Source organism: Paracoccus sp. BR5-17 (assembly GCF_055693925.1).
In genome coordinates, this window is record NZ_JBVFUV010000003.1 from 934,262 (window position 1) to 952,910 (window position 18,649).

The following is an 18,649-nucleotide window of genomic DNA, read 5'->3' on the forward strand; positions in this document are numbered from 1 at the left end:
GGTAATCTTGTGCGCACGCTGACCAACCTGTAGGGGTTAGTGCAGGTTCCGCGCAATACGTGAAATTCGAAGGATGTGAAACATGTCGTCTGCCGACCTCGCCCAGTCCATCGGGCGCGAACTGCCCTACCTGCGGCGCTATGCGCGCGCACTGACCGGCAGCCAGCGTGCCGGTGACAACTATGCCGCAGCCACGCTGGAAGCCATCCTGTCCGACCGGTCCATGCTGGACGCCGAAAGCGACACCCGCATAGGCCTGTTCCGCACCTTCCATGCCATCTGGCAAAGCTCGGGACAGCCGGTCGAGGAGGGCGAGCGGACGGCCCGCGAATCGCGGGCGCAGGATCATCTGCGCCATCTGACCGCCAATTCCCGCGAGGCGCTGCTGCTGCGCACCATCGAGGAACTGCGCTATGACCAGATCGCCCGCGTGATGCAGATCGAGCAGTCCGAGGCCGAGGAACTGGTCCAGATCGCCCTGAACGAGATGAGCGCGTCGCTGCGCGGCAAGGTCATGGTGATCGAGGACGAGATGATCATCGCCATGGACCTCAAAGGCATCGTCCAGGCGATGGGCCACGAGGTGACCGGCGTGGCGCGCACCCACACCGCCGCGATCGAACTGGCCGGGCAGAGCCGCCCGGACCTGATCCTGGCCGACATCCAGCTGGCCGACGGATCGTCGGGCGTCGAGGCGGTGAACGAGCTGCTGGGGCAGATGGGCGACATCCCGGTGATCTTCATCACCGCCTTCCCCGAGCGGCTGCTGACGGGCGAACGGCCGGAACCGGCCTTCCTCATCTCGAAACCCTATACCGAGGAACAGATCCGCTCGGCCGTCAGCCAGGCGATGTTCTTTTCATCGACCGAAGGGCTGGACGCCGCCTGAGGCGGTTGCCCCGGACGGGTGCTGCCCAACCCGAAGGAATGGCGGTCACTCGGCCGCCTTCTTCACCTCGGCCATCACCGAGGCGCGCGCCTCGCGCGCGGCGCGCACCCGGCGGCGGCGGGCCAGTTCGACGTTGATGAGCGCCCCCAGAAGAACGGAAAAGCCCGCCAGGTAGAACCACATCAGCAGCGCCACCACCGTCCCGATCGAGCCGTAGATGCGGTTGTAGCTGTTGAAGCTGCTCAGATAGGCCGAGAAGGCCACCGAGGCGAGTCCCCAGAGAAGCGCCGCGAAGAACGCCCCCAGGTGAAGATCGGCGTGCGCGGCGTCTTCACGTTCGGCCCGTAGCGGTAGAGGATGCCGATGCCCAGGATCACCAGCAGGAACATCGCAGCCCAGGGCAGGCCCGCCACCAGCCAGGCGCGCACCTCGTCGAAGACCTGGAAGTTCAGCAGGATCGGCACGATGACGATGGTCGCAAGCCCGGCCAGCGAGATGGCCACGATGGCCAGTGTCAGCCCATAGGCCAGGACGAAGCTGAAGACGGTGGAATGGCTGCGCACGCCATAGGCGGCGTTCAGGCCGCCTACCACCGCCTCGACCCCGGCACGGGCGGCGATGGTGGCCACCATGAAGGACAGGAACGAGGTCCAGCCCACCGAGGTCCGTCCCGACGAGGTCAACGACGCGATCTGCGCGTCGATCAGGTCGGCCGCCCCTTCCGGCAGGAATTCATGGGCCACGTCCACATAGGTCATGATGACGGCGGGATCGAACCACAGGCTCCACAGGGCCATGATGGCGGCAAGCGCCGGAAAGGCCGCGAACATGGCGTAAAACGCCACACCGGCGGCGATCAGACCCATGTGGATCTTGTCCATGCGTTCAAGGATCGCGGTGATGAAGGCCCAGGTTTCGCGCAGGATGGTCGGCATCGTCCCCTTCGCCCTTGTGGTCGGTGCGCCCTCATGGCGTCACCAGCGGGCGGATCTGTCAACCGCCATAGCGCAGCCAGACCGCGCTTTCCCCCAGCCGTGCGACAAATTCGGCATGGGCCGCTGCCTCGGCCGGCGTTAGGCGGGACGGCAGCGGCACGGGGCGCGGGCCGCGGGGCGCCGCGCTGCTGCGGGACCCGTCGGCGACCCCGGCGCGGGCCGGCTGGTCCAGCACCAGGTCGGGCTGCCGGCCGCCGATCAGTTCCAGATAGACCTCGGCCAGAAGCTCGCTGTCCAGAAGCGCGCCGTGCCGCTGCCGGTTCGAGTTGTCCACGCCGAAGCGGCGGCACAGCGCATCCAGCGTGGCCGGAGAGCCGGGGAACTTCTCGCGCGCCAGGGCCAGGGTATCGAGGGCGCGCGACCAGGGCAGCGCCGGACGGCCGAGGCGGCGCAATTCGGCGTTCAGGAACTTCATGTCGAAGCTGGCATTGTGGATCACCAGCCGGGCGTCGTCGCCGATGAAGTCCAGGAAGCCCTGGGCGATGTCCGCGAATTTCGGCTTGTCGCGCAGGAAGTCGTCGCCCAGCCCATGCACCTCGAAGGCCTCCCGAGGCATGGGGCGTTCGGGGTTGATGTAGACGTGATAGGTCCGGCCCGTGGGCAGGTGGTTCACCAGCTCGATCCCCCCGATCTCGACGATGCGGTCGTCCTTGTCGGCATCGAATCCGGTGGTTTCGGTGTCCATCACGATCTCACGCACGGGCGGCAATCTCCTTCACGATGTGTTCGACGGCGGCGCGGGCGGCGGGGATGCTGTCCGTCGGGATGATCCAGTCAGCCCGCGCCCGCTTCTGCGCGTCGGGCATCTGGCGCGACAGGATCAGCGCCAGCAGTTCCTCGGTCATCCCGGGCCGCGCCAGGACCCGCTGCCGCTGCGTCGCCGCGTCGGTCGATGCGACGGCGACGCCGTCCATCTGCGCCTGATAGCCGTTTTCATAGAGCAGCGGAATATCCAGAACGACCAGCAGCGCGTCGGCATGATGCGCGACGAAGGCCTCGCGGTCGGCGGCGACAAGAGGATGGACGATGCCCGACAGCCGGTCGAGCGCGCCCGGATCGCGGGCGATCACGGCCTTCAGCGCCTCGCGGTCGATCCCGCCCGCCTGCAGCGCGCCGGGAAAGGCCGCGGCGACCGGACCGACCGCCGCGCCGCCCGGCGCATAGATGCGATGCACCGCCTGGTCCGCATCCCAGACCGGATGGCCCAGATCCCGGAAGATCTGCGCCGTGGTGGACTTGCCCATGCCGATGCTGCCGGTCAGTCCCAGCCGGAAGGTCATTCCAGCACCGCACGGCGGGTTTCCGCGTCCACCTCGGGGCGATGGCCGAACCAGCGTTCGAAGCCGGGCGCGGCCTGGTGCAACAGCATCCCCAGCCCGTCCACCACCCGGCATCCCCGTGCCCGCGCGTCCAGAAGAAACGGCGTCATCAGGGGCGTATAGACCAGATCCGTCACCAGGGCGTCGGGCGACAGCGCGTCCAGCGGCAGCCGCAGGGGCTGCTTGCCCACCATCCCCAGCGAGGTCGCGTTCACCACGGTCGCCGCGCCTTCCAGAAGGTTGCCCGCCTGCGCCCAGTCATAGACGACGACGCGGGCGCCAAATTCGGCCTTGATCTGTTCGGACCGGATGCGCGTCCGGTTCGTGATCCGCAATTCCTTCACGCCGCTGTCCAGCAGCGAGGCCACCACCGCCCGCGCGGCGCCCCCGGCGCCGATGACGGCGGCGGGGCCGGATTCCGGCCGCCAGTCCGGCGCGTTCTGGTGCAGGTTGGCGATGAAGCCGAAGCCGTCGGTGTTGTCGGCGTGGATCTTGCCGTCGGGGCGGAAGATCAGGGTGTTGGCCGCGCCGATCAGCGCCGCCCGGTCGGTCACCGCGTCCGCCAGCGTCAGCACGGCCTCCTTGTGGGGGATGGTCACGTTGATGCCGACAAAGCCCAGCCGGGGCAGGGCGCGCAGCGCCTCGGCAAGGTGTTCGGGCAGGACGGGCATGGGGACGTAGTGACCGGCGATCCCGTAGCGGCGCAGCCAGTGGCCGTGCAGCCGGGGCGAGCGGGAATGGGCAATGGGCATCCCGATCACCCCGGCAAGCGGAACCGACGTGGTTTGGGTCGCTGAGTCGTCTGTCATGGCGGGCATCCTTGGCGTGCCCTGCCAGCCTAGGCCCCGGATCGCCCGAGAAAAAGCCTTTTCGGGCAAGGGGATGCCAGTCCGGCAACAATGCTTGTGGATAATATCCGGGGGGAATCGGGTCGAATCATGGGGGCGGATGGAACATTCGCGACACCGCCCCACACCTCGTCAGGAACATCCTCGGAATGCAGGCGTTGCGTCCCCAGGTGGATAACTGCAAGACCCGGACCAAAGGATCTGTGGAGAAAGCGGCCCCATGCCAAGGCTCCACATATTTATCCACAATTCAGTAGCTTGAATCTAAACACTTCCTGTGGCGATGAGGGTATTCATACAGGCGTTATCCACATGCCTTGATTCTGTGGACGAGGGCGGGGGTTTTCCCTTTATCCTTTTGCCCACAGGCCCTAAATCATCATCATCCTTTATCTTTTCCTTTATTATTAGGAAGAAGGGCCTCGATGCCGGACGGGCTTGCGATCATCTACCCCTATGCCAAGGCCTTCCATGTCATGGCGGTGATCTCGTGGATGGCGGGGCTGTTCTACCTGCCGCGGCTGTTCGTCTATCACGCCGAACGGGGGCAGGCGCCTGAACCCGCGGGCAGCTTCGTCATCATGGAGGACAAGCTGCTGCGGCTGATCATGAACCCGGCGATGATCGCGACCTGGATCAGCGGCCTGACGCTGGTGCTGACCCCCGGTGTCGTCGACTGGTCGATGATCTGGCCCTGGACCAAGGCTGCGGGCGTGCTGGCGATGACCTGGTTTCACATGTGGTGCGCCCGCCAGCGACGCGCCCTGAGCGCCGGGCAGGGCCTTGCAGGCCGGCGCTACCGGATCATGAACGAGGTTCCGACCCTGCTGATGATCGGCATCGTGCTGTCCGTGATCGTCAAGTTCTGAGCGTCAAGATTGACTCGGGGCAGGGGCGGCTTTATGTGACGGGCAAGCCCGGCCGTCCGGCCCGGGGATTCCCGACCCACAACTGACCAGCCGTGCGGACATCCCGCAGGCGATTGCGGTGCCACCATGTCCGAAGAACGCTTGAACCTGTCCGAACTCAAGGCGAAAAGCCCGGCCGAACTCCTTTCCCTGGCCGAGGAGTGGGAGATCGAAAACGCCTCGACCATGCGCAAGGGCGAGATGATGTTCTCGATCCTCAAGGAACACGCCGAGGAGGGCATCGACATCGGCGGTGACGGCGTGCTGGAGGTCGTGCAGGACGGTTTCGGCTTCCTGCGCTCGACCGCCGCGAACTACCTGCCGGGTCCCGACGACATCTATGTCAGCCCCGAGATGATCCGCCAGCACAGCCTGCGCACCGGCGACACGGTCGAGGGCGTGATCCGCGCCCCCGGCGAGAACGAACGCTATTTCGCCCTGACCAAGGTCGAACGCATCAATTTCGAGGATCCCGAGAAGGCCCGCCACAAGGTCGCCTTCGACAACCTGACGCCGCTTTATCCCAACGAGCGCCTGAAGATGGAGATCGAGGATCCGACGCTGAAGGACCGGTCGGCCCGGATCATCGACCTGGTGGCGCCGATCGGCAAGGGGCAGCGGTCGCTGATCGTGGCGCCCCCGCGCACCGGCAAGACGGTCCTGCTGCAGAACATCGCCCATTCGATCGAGCGCAACCATCCCGAATGCTACCTGATCGTGCTGCTGATCGACGAACGTCCCGAGGAAGTCACCGACATGCAGCGGTCCGTCAAGGGCGAGGTCGTGTCCTCGACCTTCGACGAACCCGCCAGCCGTCACGTTGCAGTGTCCGAGATGGTGATCGAAAAGGCCAAGCGCTTGGTCGAACATAAGCGAGATGTTGTGATCTTGCTGGATTCGATAACAAGACTTGGTAGGGCCTTCAATACGGTGGTTCCCAGTTCCGGGAAGGTCCTGACCGGCGGCGTGGATGCGAACGCCCTGCAGCGGCCCAAGCGGTTCTTCGGGGCGGCGCGAAACATCGAGGAAGGCGGATCGCTGACGATCATCGCCACGGCGCTGATCGATACGGGTTCGCGGATGGACGAGGTGATCTTCGAAGAGTTCAAGGGCACCGGCAACAGCGAAATCGTCCTGGACCGCAAGGTGGCCGACAAGCGGGTGTTCCCGGCGATGGACATTCTCAAGTCCGGGACCCGCAAGGAGGAATTGCTGGTCGATTCCCGCGACTTGCAGAAAACCTATCTGCTGCGCAGGATCCTGAACCCGATGGGCACGACGGACGCCATCGAGTTCCTGATCTCGAAGCTGAAGCAAACCAAGTCCAACGCGGAATTCTTCGATTCGATGAACGCCTGACGGGGCAGCAATGGATCTGATCTATGCGGAAGCCACCCCGCCCGGGCGGGGTGGCGTTTCCATCATTCGTCTCAGCGGCGATGGGGCACGGTCGGCCGCCGAGGGACTGGCCGGGCCTCTGCCGCGTCCCCGTCAGGCTTACCTGCGGGATCTCCGCGACGGCGACGATGTTCTGGATCGGGCCCTGGTGATGTGGTTCGAAGCGGGCCACAGCTTCACGGGCGAGGAGGTGGCCGAGTTTCACCTGCACGGCGCCCCGGTCATTGTCCGGCATCTGGGGGCGCTGCTGTCGCAAGGCGGTGCCCGTCTGGCAGAGGCCGGAGAATTCACCCGCCGGTCCTTCCTGAACGGCAAGATGGACCTGTCCGAGATCGAGGGCCTTGGCGATCTTCTGGCCGCCGAGACCGATTTTCAGCGTCGCATGGCCATCCGGATGAGCGGCGGTGAACTGGCGCGACTGGCGGAGGCATGGCGCACGTTGCTGATCCGCGCGGGTGCGCTTGTCGAGAGCAGCGTCGATTTTGCCGAAGAAGACGTGCCCGAGGATGTCCCGTCCGAGGTTTTCGAGCTTCTCGACCACTTCTGCGCAGAACTTGATGCCCAGATTGCCGGCTACGCCGCCGCGGAACGGATCCGCAGCGGCTTCGAGGTGGCTGTCATCGGCCCGCCGAACGCCGGAAAGTCGAGCCTCGTCAACAGGATCGCGGGCCGCGAGATGGCCTTGGTCTCAGAGTTTGCAGGAACGACAAGGGACATCATCGAGTTGCGGCTAGACCTGCGGGGCCTTGCCGTCACCCTGATCGACACCGCCGGTCTGCGACAGGCTGACGACATGGTGGAAAGCCTGGGCATTGATCGGGCCCGCAGGCGCGCCGCTGCCGCGGACTTGCGGATCCACCTCACCCCGGATGGTCAGGTCGATGATCTTCTGTGGACGGATGGGGATCTGAAGGTGATCGCGAAGGCGGATTTGGCTCCCCAGATGTCTGGACTTGCCGTTTCTTCTGTGAGCGGAGAGGGTCTGGAGCGCCTGCTTGAGGAAGTTTTTGACGTCCTTTCGAACCGGGCCGCAAACCCTGCCTTGATCAGCCATCAGCGCCAGTTGTCCGCGCTTCTCGAGGCCCGCGAGGCGCTTGATGAACGAGAAGAGCTTCCACCGGAACTTCTGGCCGAAGCCGTCCGGCGAGCAGGCATTTCCTTGGACCGCCTGCTTGGCAGAATCGGCGCGGAGGATTATCTGGATGTCATCTTCACATCGTTCTGCATCGGGAAATAGGTGTTTCACGTGAAACAACACTACGACGTCATCGTGATCGGTGCAGGGCACGCCGGACTTGAAGCCGCAGCCGCGGCAGCACGCGCGGGTGCTGCCACAGCCTTGGTGACCATGCGGCAGGATGATATCGGGATCCTGTCCTGCAATCCCGCCGTCGGAGGGCTGGGAAAGGGACACCTGGTCCGTGAGGTGGACGCCCTTGATGGCCTGATGGGGCGGATTGCCGACCAGGCCGGAATCCAGTTCCGCCTGCTGAACCGGAAGAAGGGCCCCGCCGTGCAGGGGCCCCGGGCGCAGCTGGATCGGCAGTTGTACCAGGCTGCCGCCCAGGCGGTACTGGCGCAGCAGCCGAATCTGGATCTGGTTTTTCACGAGGTTGCTTCCCTGATTGGCGATGACAGCCGGGTTACGGGCGTCGAATTGGTCGGCGGCGCACGCCTGATGGCAGCTTCGGTCGTTCTCACGACGGGAACATTCCTCAATGGGACCATCCACATCGGCGACGTTAGCCGACCGGCGGGACGCTGGGGCGACAAGGCATCCAATCGGCTTGCCCAGTCCCTCCTGCGCTACCAACTGCCCCTGGGCAGGCTCAAGACCGGCACGCCTCCGCGACTTGATGGGCGGACGATCAACTGGGAGGTTCTCGAGAGGCAGCCGGGTGACGAGGATCCGGTGCTTTTTTCCTATCTCAGCCGGGAAGTCACAAACCCGCAGGTATCGTGCGCGATCACCTACACGAACACCCGCACCCACAAGGTGATTTCCGACAATCTGGAACGGTCTGCCATGTATGGGGGCCGCATACACGGCCGCGGGCCCAGGTACTGCCCGTCGATCGAGGACAAGGTGGTCCGGTTTGCCGACAAGGAGTCCCATCAGGTCTTTCTGGAGCCTGAAGGCCTGAACAGTCGGACAATCTACCCCAACGGCATTTCGACCTCGCTTCCCGAACAGGTTCAACTGGACTATGTCCGCACCATCCAGGGCCTTGAGGCTGCGGAGATTCTTCAGCCGGGTTATGCCGTCGAATATGATTACGTCGATCCGCGCGCGCTGACGCCGGACCTTCGGGTGAAGACCATCGAAGGCCTTTATCTTGCGGGCCAGATCAACGGCACGACCGGATACGAGGAGGCAGCCGCCCAAGGACTGGTTGCAGGGCTGAACGCCGCCCGTGCGGCCCGTCGTGAGGAGCCGGTCATGTTCAGCCGAACGGACAGCTATATCGGCGTCCTGATCGATGACCTTACATCCCGCGGGGTGACCGAGCCCTACCGGATGTTCACATCCCGCGCCGAATTCCGCCTCAGCCTGCGGGCGGATAACGCTGATCGCCGTCTGACGCCTTTGGGGATTCGGGTGGGGTGCGTGGGGGAAGTGCGCAGGGCCGCGTTCGAGGCGCGGCAGTCTCGGTACGAGAAGACAAGGCAAAGCCTTGAGGACCTGTTCTTCACCCCTCACGCCTTGGCCCGAGCTGGGCTTCACGTCAGGCAGGACGGACAACAACGGTCTATGTTTCAGCTTCTGGGTCAAGCTGACATAGACCTTGATAGTCTGACTGACCTGCATCCGCCGCTCGCCCAGGTTGCTGCCGAAGCGCTGCAGCAGGTTCGGAACGACGCCCTGTATGACCGGTACTTGGATCGCCAAGCGCGGGATGCCGAACTGCTGCGGGCTGATGAGGCTATCCGGCTGCCTGAATACTTCGACTACGCTCTGCTTTCGGGGCTGTCGGGCGAACTCAAGGCGAAGCTGCTTCAAGCCAAACCGTCCACGCTTGCCGCGGCTGCCAAGATCGAAGGCATGACCCCAGCCGCCCTGACGCTGCTTCTAGCCGCGACTCGTATATCGGGCAAGCGGCTGGCATGACTGTTTCACGTGAAACAACGGAACGTCTGGCTATCTACGAATCCCTGATCGTGCGGTGGAACCGCCGGATCAATCTGGTGGCGCCGTCAACGCTGCCGGATTTTCACAACCGGCACGTCAGGGACTGCCTTCAGGTGGCGAAACTCCTTGTAAATCCACGCGGACTATGGGCGGATCTGGGATCAGGCGGCGGGCTGCCTGGGGTCGTCCTGGCCATTGCCCTCGCCGACAACGACCTCGACTTCACGCTTGTTGAAAGCGATCGTCGCAAGGCCGTGTTCCTGCGGACCGTCCTGCGGGAGACCGGCCTGCAACGCGCCAAGGTCCTGAGCGACCGGATCGAGGCGATTTCTGCCCTGAACGCCGACTATCTCAGCGCGCGCGCCCTTGCCCCGCTTCCCCGGCTCATGGCATATCTGGACCAGCACCTCGCGCCCACTGGGCGGGCCTTTCTGATGAAGGGCCTCCATTGGCAAGAGGAAGTCGAGGCCGCAAGGCGGTTTTGGGCATTTGACTATGTGGTTCATCCCAGCCAAACCGGGGCCGGGGCGGCGATACTGGAAGTAAGCGGGGTCAGACATGGCGCGTAGCGTCATCGCCATTGCCAACCAGAAGGGCGGCGTCGGAAAGACGACCACGGCGATCAACCTGGGCGCGGCCCTGGCGATGGAGGGTCACACCACTGTCCTGATCGACCTCGATCCCCAGGGAAATGCCTCCACCGGGCTGGGCATCGGCGTAAGCCAGCGGAACAGGACCGTCTATGACCTGCTGGCCGGCGAGGATTCGCTGGACGACTGCGCGATTCAGACCGACATCAAGAACTTGTGGGTTGTGCCCGCCACCGCTGATCTGGCTTCGGCCGACGTCGATCTGTCGCAACTTCGGGACCGCACCCGGCTTCTGCGCCGGAAGCTGGATCAGGCCGGCGACGCAAGCATCATCCTGATCGATTGTCCCCCTGCCTTGGGCCTGCTCACGGTCAATGCGATGGTGGCTGCGGATGCGGTGCTGGTTCCCCTTCAGGCGGAGTTCTACGCCTTGGAGGGGTTGTCGCAGTTGCTCTCGACCGTGAAGCAGGTCCGGCAGACGGGAAATCCCGATCTGCGGGTCAGCGGCGTCCTTCTGACCATGTCGGATTACCGCAACAATCTGTCCCAGCAGGTAGAGGCCGACGCGCGGGCCACGCTGGGGAATCTTGTGTTCAGGACGGTCATCCCCCGCAACGTCCGCGTTTCCGAGGCGCCGTCCTTTGCGCAACCCGTGCTGCTTTACGATGCCGCATCCAAGGGCAGCCTGGCCTATCGCCAATTCGCGGCCGAATTCGCCGCCCGCCTGAAGCTGGTCAAGGAGGAAGCCTGATGTCCGACAGCAAACTGGCCAAGCGTGGCCTCGGGCGCGGGTTGTCCGCCTTGATGGCCGATCTGGATCTGGATGGCCCGGTCGAGGCGAAGCCCGCGCGGGACCGCACAATGATCCCGATCGAGCAGATCACCGCGAACCCCGACCAGCCCCGCCGTCATTTCGATACCGCGACCTTGCAGGAACTGGCCGACCTCGTTGCGGCAGCGGGGCGTCCTGCAGCCGCTGATCGTGCGCAAGCATCCGAAGGACGACGGGCTTTACCAGATCGTCGCGGGTGAACGCCGCTGGCGCGCGGCACAGATGGCGCAGTTGCATGAACTTCCGGTCATCATCCGCGACCTGACCGATACCGAGGTTCTGGAAGTCGCCATCATCGAGAACATCCAGCGGGCCGATCTGAACGCCATCGAGGAGGCCGCCTCGTTCCGGCAGTTGATGGATCGCTTCGGCCACACGCAGGAAAAGCTGGCCGAGGCCTTGAACAAGAGCCGCAGCCACATCGCGAACCTACTGCGTCTGCTGACGCTGCCCGATCAGGTGCAGGACCATGTCAAGGAAGGCAGGCTGTCCGCGGGCCACGCCCGGGCGCTTATCACGGCTGACAATCCCACGGCCTTGGCGCACAGGGTGATCGAGAACGGGTTGTCCGTCCGGGAAACCGAAGATCTGGTCAGGCGAACGTCTGACACCACTACATCTGGTAAAAAATCACGCTCATCCGCAAAAGGCGCCAAGGATGCGGATACCCAGGCGCTCGAGGCGGATCTGTCGGCACAGTTGAAGATGTCCGTGGTCATCGACCACTTTGGCCACGGCGGTGGCAGCATTACCATCAGCTATCGCGACCTTGAGGAGCTGGACCGGCTCTGCCGGATCCTGACGCGCTGACCAAGCCGGCGTCATTCCAGATCCGCCGGACGATCCACGTCCTTCAAGACCTGCGGCGCGACCTCGATCCGTCGCAGATCCCGCCGGTCCCGCAGCAGGGATGCGGCGCCGCGATCCCCTGTCAGCTTGGTCACATCCTGAAACAGGGTTGCGGGGATGCTGACCGGCGGCATGATCCGGTCGCCATCCCAGGCTGTCGCGGGTGCCGGAGCGGCAGCCACGCGGCGGATCAGCGCCGCCGTCACATGCGGCATATCCCCCAGAACGATCAAGGCATCATCGTTGGACACGCGGGAAAGGCCCGCCTTCAGGGAGGCCGACTGGGGTCCGGGGGCCACGCGAATCACCGAAAACTCGGGCAGCAGGGCTTCGACAGCGGGATCCGCGACCACCGCCAGGGCGGGAAGGCCGGTTTCCAGAATCGCCTCGGCCGGATGCCGCACCAAGGGCTTGCCATGATAGGGCGCCTGCAGCTTGCACAGGGGCCCGAAGCGGCTGGACGATCCTGCGGCCAGCAGGATGATCGTCGTCAAGGCACCTTGTCCAGAACCTCGGCCAGAACCGAAACCGCCAGGACGCGGGGATCCCGGGCAGAGCGGATCAGGCCGATGGGTCCGTGAAGCCGCTCGAGCCCCTCGGTCATGCCAAGCTGGTTCAGCCGGGCCAGGCGGGTGTCCCGTGCCCGCATCGAGCCCTGCGCGCCGATATAGAAGGCCAGCGAGGCCAGGGCCTTGGCCAGGATGGGCGGTTCCCAGTCGTGATCGTGGAAGAACAGCACCACGGCGCTCCGCGCGTCGATGTCCAGGTCGGCGGGCAAGGCCGGCCAATGCAGAAGCCGTGCCTCGGCGCCCTTGGCCCTTGCCTTGGCCAGTGTGGCCTGATCCGGCGTGAAAAGCAGGTGCGGGTAGCCGGCCGCCTGCACCAGCCCCGCGAAGACCGGGGCTTCCTCGCCCTGTCCGAAGATCAGGAACCGGGGCGGGGGCGGAAGGCTGATGCGCAGGCCGTCGCCGACCGGGCCGGTCGGTCCCGCCTCGGCCGGGGTCAGGCGCAGATCCGGGGTGACGCACAGGGCGGCTTCGCGGCGGGCGCGGCGCAGCGAAAGAAGATCCTCCAGCAGGCGAGGGCAGGGACGCGGGATCAGCGCGATCTCCAACCCGCCGCCGCAGGGCAGGCGCAGGTCGAACCAGGGCGAACCTTCGCCGTAGCGGACCGTCATCGGCCCCTGGGTCAGGCTTCGCTGCGCATGGGTGGCCAGATCCTGCTCGATGCAGCCCGAGCTGAGCGACCCGACCTGCCGGTCGCCGCAGAAGGTCATCATGCCCCCCAACGGGCGATAGGACGGCCCGACGATGCCGGTGATGATCGCCAGAACCGCGTCCCCGCAGCCCGCCGCCGCGGACAGCGGATCGTCGTCCAGGGGCGCAACGGCCGCGTCGCGCGGGCCGGCCAGCATCATGCAAGCCCGCCGATGATCTTGTCGGGCGTCGCCGGAAGGTCGCGGACCCTGACGCCGCAGGCATTGTGGATCGCGTTCAGCACCGCCGCGCCCGCGCCGCAGATGCCCAGCTCGCCCAGGCCCTTGGCCTGAAGCGGACCCACATAGGCGTCGCGTTCGGGCAGGAAATGCACCTCGAGCGCCGGGACATCCGCATGGGTCGGGACATGGTATTCCGCCAGGTCGCGGCTGACGGTATGGCCGTCGCGGGGGTCGTGTTCCATCGCCTCGGTCAGAGCGATGCCGATGCCGAAGCTCATGCCGCCCAGGCACTGCGACCGCGCGGTCTTCTCGTTCAGGACCCGCCCGCAGGCGAACACGCCCATCATGCGGCGCACGCGCACCTCTCCGGTCCAGCGGTTGACCGCCACCTCGGCCCAATGGCTGCCCCAGGTGGCCTGGCGGTGGGATTTCTCGGTCTTGCCCGGCTGAAGATGGCCCTCGGCGACGATCTGGCCCTCGATCAGCTCGGACAGCGGCTTCGAGACGTTGCCGGCCCGCGCCATGCCGTCCTGCAAGGTCAGCGACGCCTCGTCGCAGTTCATGGCCCGGGCGATCTGGCTGCGGATTTCCTCGCAGGCCAGATAGACGGAGTTGCCGCTGGAGGCGGCGCCGAAGGATCCCCCCGATCCCGAGGCGGGCGGAAAGTCGGTATCGCCCAGCCTGACCTCGACCCGGTCTGCCGGAAGGCCCAGCATCTCGGCGGCAAGCTGGCCCAGGATGGTATAGGTGCCGGTGCCGATGTCGGTCATGTCGGTTTCGACGATGGCGCGGCCGTCCTGCACCAGGGTGACGCGGGCCCGGGATTCGATCAGCATGTTCACCCGCACGGCGGCGGCCATGCCCATGCCGATCATCCATTCCCCCTCGATCCGCTGGCCGGTGGGCCTGCGGTCGGACCAGCCGAACAGCCGCGCGCCCTCCTGCAGCGCCTCCGCCAGCTTGTGGCTCGAGAAGGGGCGGTCGGTCGTCGGTTCGACATCGGGGATGTTGCGCAGGCGCAATTCGACCGGATCGATTCCCGTCGCCTCGGCCAGTTCGTCCATGGCACATTCGAAGACCGTGACCCCGACCGCCTCGCCGGGGGCGCGGACCGATCCGGCGCATCCGCGGTGGATGCGCGCGACCGCATGGGTCACCTGCCGATGTTCGGCCTGATAGGTGAAGGGGGTGGCCTGACCGACCGGCTCGACGAATTCGCTGTCGGGCAGGTTCGAGACCCGGGAATCGTGCCCAATGCCCGTCAGCCGGCCTTCCGCGTCGCAGGCCAGCCGGATGCGCTGGCGCGTTTCGGACCGGCGGTGCGCAAGCTCGAAGACCTGCTGGCGGGTCATGGCGACCATCACCGGCCGCCCCAGTTCCCGGGCGGCGATGGCCGCCGAGACCGCTTCCGCATTGATCCCCAGCTTCGAGCCGAAGCCGCCGCCGACATAGGGCGACAGGAGCCGCAGGTTCTGTTCCTTGATTCCCAGGGCGTCGGCCATCTGCTTGCGGTTGGACGACAGCATCTGCAGCGCGGCCCGGATCGTTACCTGATCGCCGTCCCATTCCGCGATGGCGGCATGGGGCTCCATCGCCGCGCCCATGTGCGACGGCGTGTGCCAGACCCGGTCCAGGGTGACGGCGGCCTCCTCCATGGCCTTGTCCACGTTGCCGGCCGTAGACTGCTTTTTCGGCGGCAGTTCCGGGGTCACGGCGTCCGGTTCGACCGGCACGCTTTCGGGCTTGTAGCGGATGGCCAGGTTCTGCGCGGCGTGGCGCGCGGCCTCGAAGGTTTCGGCCACCACTAGGGCCACCGACTGGCCCATGTATTCGACCCGGTCGGGTCCCGAGGTCGGCCCCTTCTTGTCCATGCCCTGCGCGGCATAGCGGACCATCCGCTTGTCGTGGATCACCGCCAGGGCGCCCGGCGCATCGCCGATCTCCAGCACCTTGCCGGCGGGAATGGTCGCCTGGACCAGCACGCCATAGACCATGCCCGCCGGATGCGCCTCGGCGGCATAGGTGGCGCGGCCGGTGACCTTCAGCGGCCCTTCCAGCCGGTTCAGGGGCTGGCCCAGGACGCCCTGGGCCATCATGTCCAGCCGGTCATCGTGGTTGGGTCCATCGACCCTCAGGTGACGTGTCAGGGTCATGCCTTGGCCTCCAGTCCGGTCGCATCGCGCAGCGTCGCCACAAGACTGCGGCGCAGCAGGGGAATCTTGAAGGCATGATCGCCTTCCGCACGGGCCTGGCGCAACAGGATGTCGGCGGCCTCGTTGAACAGCGCATCCGAGGGTTCCCGGCCCAGCAGCACCGCCTCGGCCTCGCGGTCGCGCCAGGGCTTGGCCGCGACGCCGCCGAAGGCCAAGGCGGCATGGCTGATGCGCCCGCCCTCGGTGCGGATCACGGCGGCCACCGAGACCAGGGCAAAGGCATAGGACGCCCGGTCGCGCACCTTGCGATAGCGGTGCTGGCCACCGACGGGGGCGGGCAGGATCACGGCGGTGATGATCTCGCCGGGTTTCAGGACCGTCTCGATATGCGGCGTGTCGCCGGGCAGCAGGTGGAAATCGGCCAGAGGCACCTGGCGGGGCGAGGGCCCGTCGATCTGGATCACCGCGTCAAGCGCCAGAAGGCCAACCGCCATGTCGCCGGGATAGGTGGCGATGCAATGCTCGGACTGGCCCAGGATCGCATGGTGCCGGGTCACCCCGCCCTGGGCCGCGCAACTGGTGCCGGGCTCGCGCTTGTTGCAGGCCATGCGGCGGTCGTAGAAATAGGGGCAGCGCGTGCGCTGCATCAGGTTGCCGCCGGTGGTCGCCATGTTGCGCAACTGCCCGCTGGCGCCGGCCAGAAGGGCGCGCGACAGGACCGGATAATCCCGCCGGATCACCGGATCCGCCGCCAGATCGCTGTTCCTGACAAGCGCCCCGATGCGCAGCCCGCCCTCGTAGGGTTCGATCCGGTCCAGATCCAGGTGGGTGATGTCCACCAGGGCATCCGGGGCCATCACCTCGAGCTTCATCAGATCCAGCAGGTTGGTGCCGCCGGCGATGATGGTGGCGCCCGCCGGCAGGTCGGCCACCGATGCGGCGCGATGATAGGTGAACTCTCTCATGCCGCGTCCTCGCGCCGGTCGTCCGCGCGGGCGGCCTGCCGGATCGCCGCGGCGATGTGGGTATAGGCGGCGCAGCGGCACAGGTTGCCGCTCATCCGCTCGGCGATCTCGGCATGGGTCAGCTCGAAGGGGCCTTCCAGGCTGTCCGAGACGTGGCTGGGCCAGCCGGCCGCGATCTCTTCCAGCATCCCCGTGGCCGAACAGATCTGCCCCGGCGTGCAATAGCCGCACTGGAAGCCGTCATGGTCCAGGAATTGCTGCTGCAGGGGCGACAGCCGGTCGGGCGTGCCCAGGCCCTCGATGGTGGTGATCTGCGCGTCATCGGCCATGCAGGCCAGCGTCAGGCAGGCATTGATCCGGCGGCCGTCCATCAGAACCGTGCAGGCGCCGCACTGGCCGTGGTCGCAGCCCTTCTTGGTTCCGGTCAGCCGGATGTGGTGACGCAGCGCGTCCAGAAGCGTCGTGCGCGGGTCCAGGTCAAGGTCATGGACTGCGCCGTTCACGTGAAGTCTGATCTGCATGGGGTCCCCGGATGCTGGCCTTGATGCTGGCAGGTGGCAGGCATTAACCACTGGGGCGGCGCCGCGTTCCATCGGCCTGCCCCGTTTGCCCCGACGACACGGCCGGCGGAACAGGCACCGGGCCGCGGCGTTTGGCCGGGGAAACACCATCGGAGCCTGTCATGTCCCAATCCCAAACCACCCGCGATCACGACACCATCCGCGCCTGGGCCGAGGCCCGCGACGGTCATCCCGCCAAGGTCGATACCGGCGGCAAGGGCGGCATCCTGCGCATCGACTTCGGCGAGCCCGAGGAGAACCTGACCCGCATCGACTGGGACGAGTTCTTCCGGATCTTCGACGACAATGGCCTGAGTTTTCTCTATCAGGACAAGACGGCCGGTGGGGACACCAGCCGCTTCAACAAGTTCGTGTCCGGCGAATGATCCCCTGGCTAGGAAGCGCCCGGCCAAGGACCGGCTAGCGCGCGTCGATGTCCTGGCCGCCCATCTCCTGGAAGGTGGCCCGGACCGCCTCGGCCTGGTCCTGCACGGCGTCCACCGACACCCGGACCGCGCCGTTCAGGGCCGGATCGGACGGGGTGTCCCCCTTGTTCGCATCCCCGCCCGAGGGGCTGCTGCCGGCGGTATTCCGATCGCCCTGCGGCTCGGCGAAGATGTCGGCACGGTTCAGACCATGCTGCTGGACCAGATGCTCGATGGCATAATCCGCGGCCTCGCGCGTCTCGAACACGGCCGAGAGGGTCCTGGTGGCGTTATCCGACATGGTCGTTCTCCTTGGGATGGGGTTCTTGAAGAGGGGGAAGCAGCAGGTTGACCAGCCCGGCGGCGGCAAGGCCAGGCGCCGCCCCGGCCGCGACGTCGCTGGGGTACTGCCTGGCGCGCGGCACCTGAATCCCCGACATCAGGATGGCGGTGGCGATGGCGGGCGCGGCCAGCACGGGCTGGTCGCGCGCGACGATGGCCGCGCCCAGGGCCCTGACGACCGGGTGGCGGCGATGCCGGGCCGCGGATGCCGCGGCCTCGATGTCCAGGCGCTCGAGCCCCTCGGTCAGGGGGGCGGGATGGGACAGGGGATCAGCGGGTTGTGACATGCTTGGTAACGGCGGTCGGCAAGCCCGGTTCCCTGACATTCGCGGCAACGGATACCGGCCCGCCGGCCCCGGGAAGACGGCGCGCGCGCCTCAGAAACTGGGGGGCGTGCAGGCGCTCACGACCTCGCAGACGGCGGTGCCGATGTTGCGGAACCGGTGGGGCAGGCTGCTACTGAAGTAATACCCGTCCCCCGCGTTCAGCACATGCACCTCGTCCCCGATGGTGACCTCCAGCGTTCCGCGGATGACGATGCCGCATTCCTCGCCGGCATGGGACAGGACATGGCGGCCCGAAGTGGTCTGGGGCTCGTAGAACTCGTGCAGCATCTGGATGGCGCGGCCGGGACGCTGCGCGGCCAGCAGCATATACCTGATGCCCGGCGCGCCGATGTTCACGTGGTCCGCGCGCCGGAAGACCTGGGCCTGATCGGCCGTCAGATTGAAGCTGAAGAAGGTCCCCAGATCCATCGGCACCGCGTCCAGGATCCGCTTCAGCACCGAGACCGAGGCTTCAGCGACAGCGACTCGATCTGCGAGATCGTGCCGCTGCCGACGCCCGCCCGGCGCGCCAGTTCGCGCTGCGACAGGCCCACCGACCGCCGCACGACGCGCAGGCGCATCGCCACCAGCCGGTCTGCGTCCTCGTCCTGCCGGGCCATCGCTCGCCTGCTTCCGATCCGAAGCGGATGCTGCCAGAACCCTGCCGGATCAACAAGCTGGC

The 18,649-nt window shown here is 66.3% G+C and carries 22 protein-coding genes and 1 pseudogene; 9 read left to right on the forward strand and 14 right to left on the reverse strand.

Translation table 11 applies throughout. The features are described 5' to 3' along the window. Nucleotides 1–82: 82 nt before the first annotated feature. On the forward strand, nucleotides 83–889 hold the full coding sequence (locus tag ACZ1HC_RS05965) for a response regulator (RefSeq protein WP_472699165.1): 807 nt from the start codon (nucleotides 83–85) through the stop codon (nucleotides 887–889). Nucleotides 890–934: 45 nt separating this feature from the next. Here ACZ1HC_RS05965 and ACZ1HC_RS05970 read toward each other — a convergent pair whose 3' ends face one another. From ACZ1HC_RS05970 to ACZ1HC_RS05990, 5 genes are read right to left on the reverse strand one after another with little or no spacing between them, the layout of a single operon-like run. Continuing rightward, entirely contained in the window at nucleotides 935–1,153 is a 219-nt protein-coding gene (locus ACZ1HC_RS05970; protein WP_472699166.1) for a YhjD/YihY/BrkB family envelope integrity protein, read from the reverse strand. Further along, the gene (locus ACZ1HC_RS05975; RefSeq protein WP_472699167.1) at nucleotides 1,132–1,824 is read right to left on the reverse strand and encodes a YihY/virulence factor BrkB family protein; all 693 of its coding nucleotides are present in this window, start codon (nucleotides 1,822–1,824) and stop codon (nucleotides 1,132–1,134) included. The genes ACZ1HC_RS05970 and ACZ1HC_RS05975 overlap by 22 nt, the downstream gene beginning before the upstream one ends. Nucleotides 1,825–1,882: 58 nt before the next feature. Then, nucleotides 1,883–2,584 carry a DNA polymerase III subunit epsilon gene (gene dnaQ, locus ACZ1HC_RS05980; protein WP_472699168.1) on the reverse strand — a complete coding sequence of 234 codons (702 nt, stop codon included), beginning with the start codon at nucleotides 2,582–2,584 and terminating at the stop codon, nucleotides 1,883–1,885. Next, nucleotides 2,577–3,164 (reverse strand): dephospho-CoA kinase, encoded by a 588-nt coding sequence (gene coaE, locus ACZ1HC_RS05985; RefSeq protein ID WP_472699169.1) that lies wholly within the window; start codon nucleotides 3,162–3,164, stop codon nucleotides 2,577–2,579. The genes dnaQ and coaE overlap by 8 nt, the downstream gene beginning before the upstream one ends. Next, on the reverse strand, nucleotides 3,161–4,012 hold the full coding sequence (locus ACZ1HC_RS05990; protein ID WP_472699170.1) for a shikimate dehydrogenase: 852 nt from the start codon (nucleotides 4,010–4,012) through the stop codon (nucleotides 3,161–3,163). The genes coaE and ACZ1HC_RS05990 overlap by 4 nt, the downstream gene beginning before the upstream one ends. A gap of 464 nt (nucleotides 4,013–4,476) precedes the next feature. On the opposite strand from ACZ1HC_RS05990, the gene hemJ reads away from it, so the two are divergent. The 7 genes and pseudogenes from hemJ to ACZ1HC_RS06025 all read left to right on the forward strand — a co-directional run bounded on the left by hemJ (nucleotide 4,477) and on the right by ACZ1HC_RS06025 (nucleotide 11,719). After that, nucleotides 4,477–4,920: a protoporphyrinogen oxidase HemJ gene (gene hemJ / locus ACZ1HC_RS05995; protein WP_472699171.1), complete on the forward strand. Its 444-nt coding sequence runs from the start codon at nucleotides 4,477–4,479 to the stop codon at nucleotides 4,918–4,920. A 126-nt stretch (nucleotides 4,921–5,046) separates the two neighbouring features. Further along, nucleotides 5,047–6,318: a transcription termination factor Rho gene (gene rho / locus ACZ1HC_RS06000; protein ID WP_472699172.1), complete on the forward strand. Its 1,272-nt coding sequence runs from the start codon at nucleotides 5,047–5,049 to the stop codon at nucleotides 6,316–6,318. A gap of 10 nt (nucleotides 6,319–6,328) precedes the next feature. After that, a complete protein-coding gene (gene mnmE / locus ACZ1HC_RS06005; protein WP_472699173.1) occupies nucleotides 6,329–7,594 on the forward strand; it encodes a tRNA uridine-5-carboxymethylaminomethyl(34) synthesis GTPase MnmE in 1,266 nt (421 codons plus the stop codon). Continuing rightward, complete coding sequence (gene mnmG / locus ACZ1HC_RS06010; RefSeq protein WP_472699174.1) at nucleotides 7,595–9,466, forward strand: tRNA uridine-5-carboxymethylaminomethyl(34) synthesis enzyme MnmG; 1,872 nt, start codon at nucleotides 7,595–7,597, stop codon at nucleotides 9,464–9,466. Then, complete coding sequence (rsmG, locus tag ACZ1HC_RS06015; protein WP_472699175.1) at nucleotides 9,463–10,056, forward strand: 16S rRNA (guanine(527)-N(7))-methyltransferase RsmG; 594 nt, start codon at nucleotides 9,463–9,465, stop codon at nucleotides 10,054–10,056. Before mnmG ends, rsmG begins: the two co-directional genes overlap by 4 nt. Further along, nucleotides 10,046–10,828 (forward strand): ParA family protein, encoded by a 783-nt coding sequence (locus tag ACZ1HC_RS06020; RefSeq protein WP_472699176.1) that lies wholly within the window; start codon nucleotides 10,046–10,048, stop codon nucleotides 10,826–10,828. Before rsmG ends, ACZ1HC_RS06020 begins: the two co-directional genes overlap by 11 nt. Further along, nucleotides 10,828–11,719: pseudogene (locus ACZ1HC_RS06025) on the forward strand (ParB/RepB/Spo0J family partition protein). The gene ACZ1HC_RS06020 and the pseudogene ACZ1HC_RS06025 overlap by 1 nt, the downstream one beginning before the upstream one ends. Before the next feature lie 11 nt (nucleotides 11,720–11,730). Here ACZ1HC_RS06025 and ACZ1HC_RS06030 read toward each other — a convergent pair. The 5 genes from ACZ1HC_RS06030 to ACZ1HC_RS06050 are packed head-to-tail and all read right to left on the reverse strand — an operon-like array spanning nucleotide 11,731 to nucleotide 16,835. Then, nucleotides 11,731–12,252, reverse strand: a complete 522-nt coding sequence (locus tag ACZ1HC_RS06030) for an NTP transferase domain-containing protein (protein ID WP_472699177.1) — start codon at nucleotides 12,250–12,252, stop codon at nucleotides 11,731–11,733. Then, nucleotides 12,249–13,172 (reverse strand): XdhC family protein, encoded by a 924-nt coding sequence (locus ACZ1HC_RS06035; protein ID WP_472699178.1) that lies wholly within the window; start codon nucleotides 13,170–13,172, stop codon nucleotides 12,249–12,251. The genes ACZ1HC_RS06030 and ACZ1HC_RS06035 overlap by 4 nt, the downstream gene beginning before the upstream one ends. Beyond that, nucleotides 13,172–15,343: a xanthine dehydrogenase family protein molybdopterin-binding subunit gene (locus ACZ1HC_RS06040; RefSeq protein ID WP_472700793.1), complete on the reverse strand. Its 2,172-nt coding sequence runs from the start codon at nucleotides 15,341–15,343 to the stop codon at nucleotides 13,172–13,174. The genes ACZ1HC_RS06035 and ACZ1HC_RS06040 overlap by 1 nt, the downstream gene beginning before the upstream one ends. A gap of 2 nt (nucleotides 15,344–15,345) precedes the next feature. Further along, complete coding sequence (locus ACZ1HC_RS06045) at nucleotides 15,346–16,314, reverse strand: FAD binding domain-containing protein (RefSeq protein WP_472699179.1); 969 nt, start codon at nucleotides 16,312–16,314, stop codon at nucleotides 15,346–15,348. Further along, nucleotides 16,311–16,835 (reverse strand): 2Fe-2S iron-sulfur cluster-binding protein, encoded by a 525-nt coding sequence (locus tag ACZ1HC_RS06050; RefSeq protein ID WP_472699180.1) that lies wholly within the window; start codon nucleotides 16,833–16,835, stop codon nucleotides 16,311–16,313. The genes ACZ1HC_RS06045 and ACZ1HC_RS06050 overlap by 4 nt, the downstream gene beginning before the upstream one ends. A gap of 161 nt (nucleotides 16,836–16,996) precedes the next feature. Here ACZ1HC_RS06050 and ACZ1HC_RS06055 point away from each other — a divergent pair, with 161 nt between their 5' ends. Then, the gene (locus ACZ1HC_RS06055) at nucleotides 16,997–17,260 is read left to right on the forward strand and encodes a hypothetical protein (RefSeq protein ID WP_472699181.1); all 264 of its coding nucleotides are present in this window, start codon (nucleotides 16,997–16,999) and stop codon (nucleotides 17,258–17,260) included. A gap of 34 nt (nucleotides 17,261–17,294) precedes the next feature. Here the strand turns inward: ACZ1HC_RS06055 and ACZ1HC_RS06060 are convergent, their stop codons facing one another. The 4 genes from ACZ1HC_RS06060 to ACZ1HC_RS06075 all read right to left on the reverse strand — a co-directional run bounded on the left by ACZ1HC_RS06060 (nucleotide 17,295) and on the right by ACZ1HC_RS06075 (nucleotide 18,587). Beyond that, complete coding sequence (locus ACZ1HC_RS06060) at nucleotides 17,295–17,600, reverse strand: hypothetical protein (RefSeq protein ID WP_472699182.1); 306 nt, start codon at nucleotides 17,598–17,600, stop codon at nucleotides 17,295–17,297. Then, nucleotides 17,590–17,928 (reverse strand): hypothetical protein, encoded by a 339-nt coding sequence (locus ACZ1HC_RS06065; protein ID WP_472699183.1) that lies wholly within the window; start codon nucleotides 17,926–17,928, stop codon nucleotides 17,590–17,592. Before ACZ1HC_RS06065 ends, ACZ1HC_RS06060 begins: the two co-directional genes overlap by 11 nt. A gap of 90 nt (nucleotides 17,929–18,018) precedes the next feature. Next, nucleotides 18,019–18,426 carry a cupin domain-containing protein gene (locus ACZ1HC_RS06070; RefSeq protein ID WP_472699184.1) on the reverse strand — a complete coding sequence of 136 codons (408 nt, stop codon included), beginning with the start codon at nucleotides 18,424–18,426 and terminating at the stop codon, nucleotides 18,019–18,021. Further along, nucleotides 18,420–18,587: a helix-turn-helix domain-containing protein gene (locus ACZ1HC_RS06075; RefSeq protein WP_472699185.1), complete on the reverse strand. Its 168-nt coding sequence runs from the start codon at nucleotides 18,585–18,587 to the stop codon at nucleotides 18,420–18,422. Before ACZ1HC_RS06075 ends, ACZ1HC_RS06070 begins: the two co-directional genes overlap by 7 nt. Between the last annotated feature and the right edge of the window lie 62 nt (nucleotides 18,588–18,649).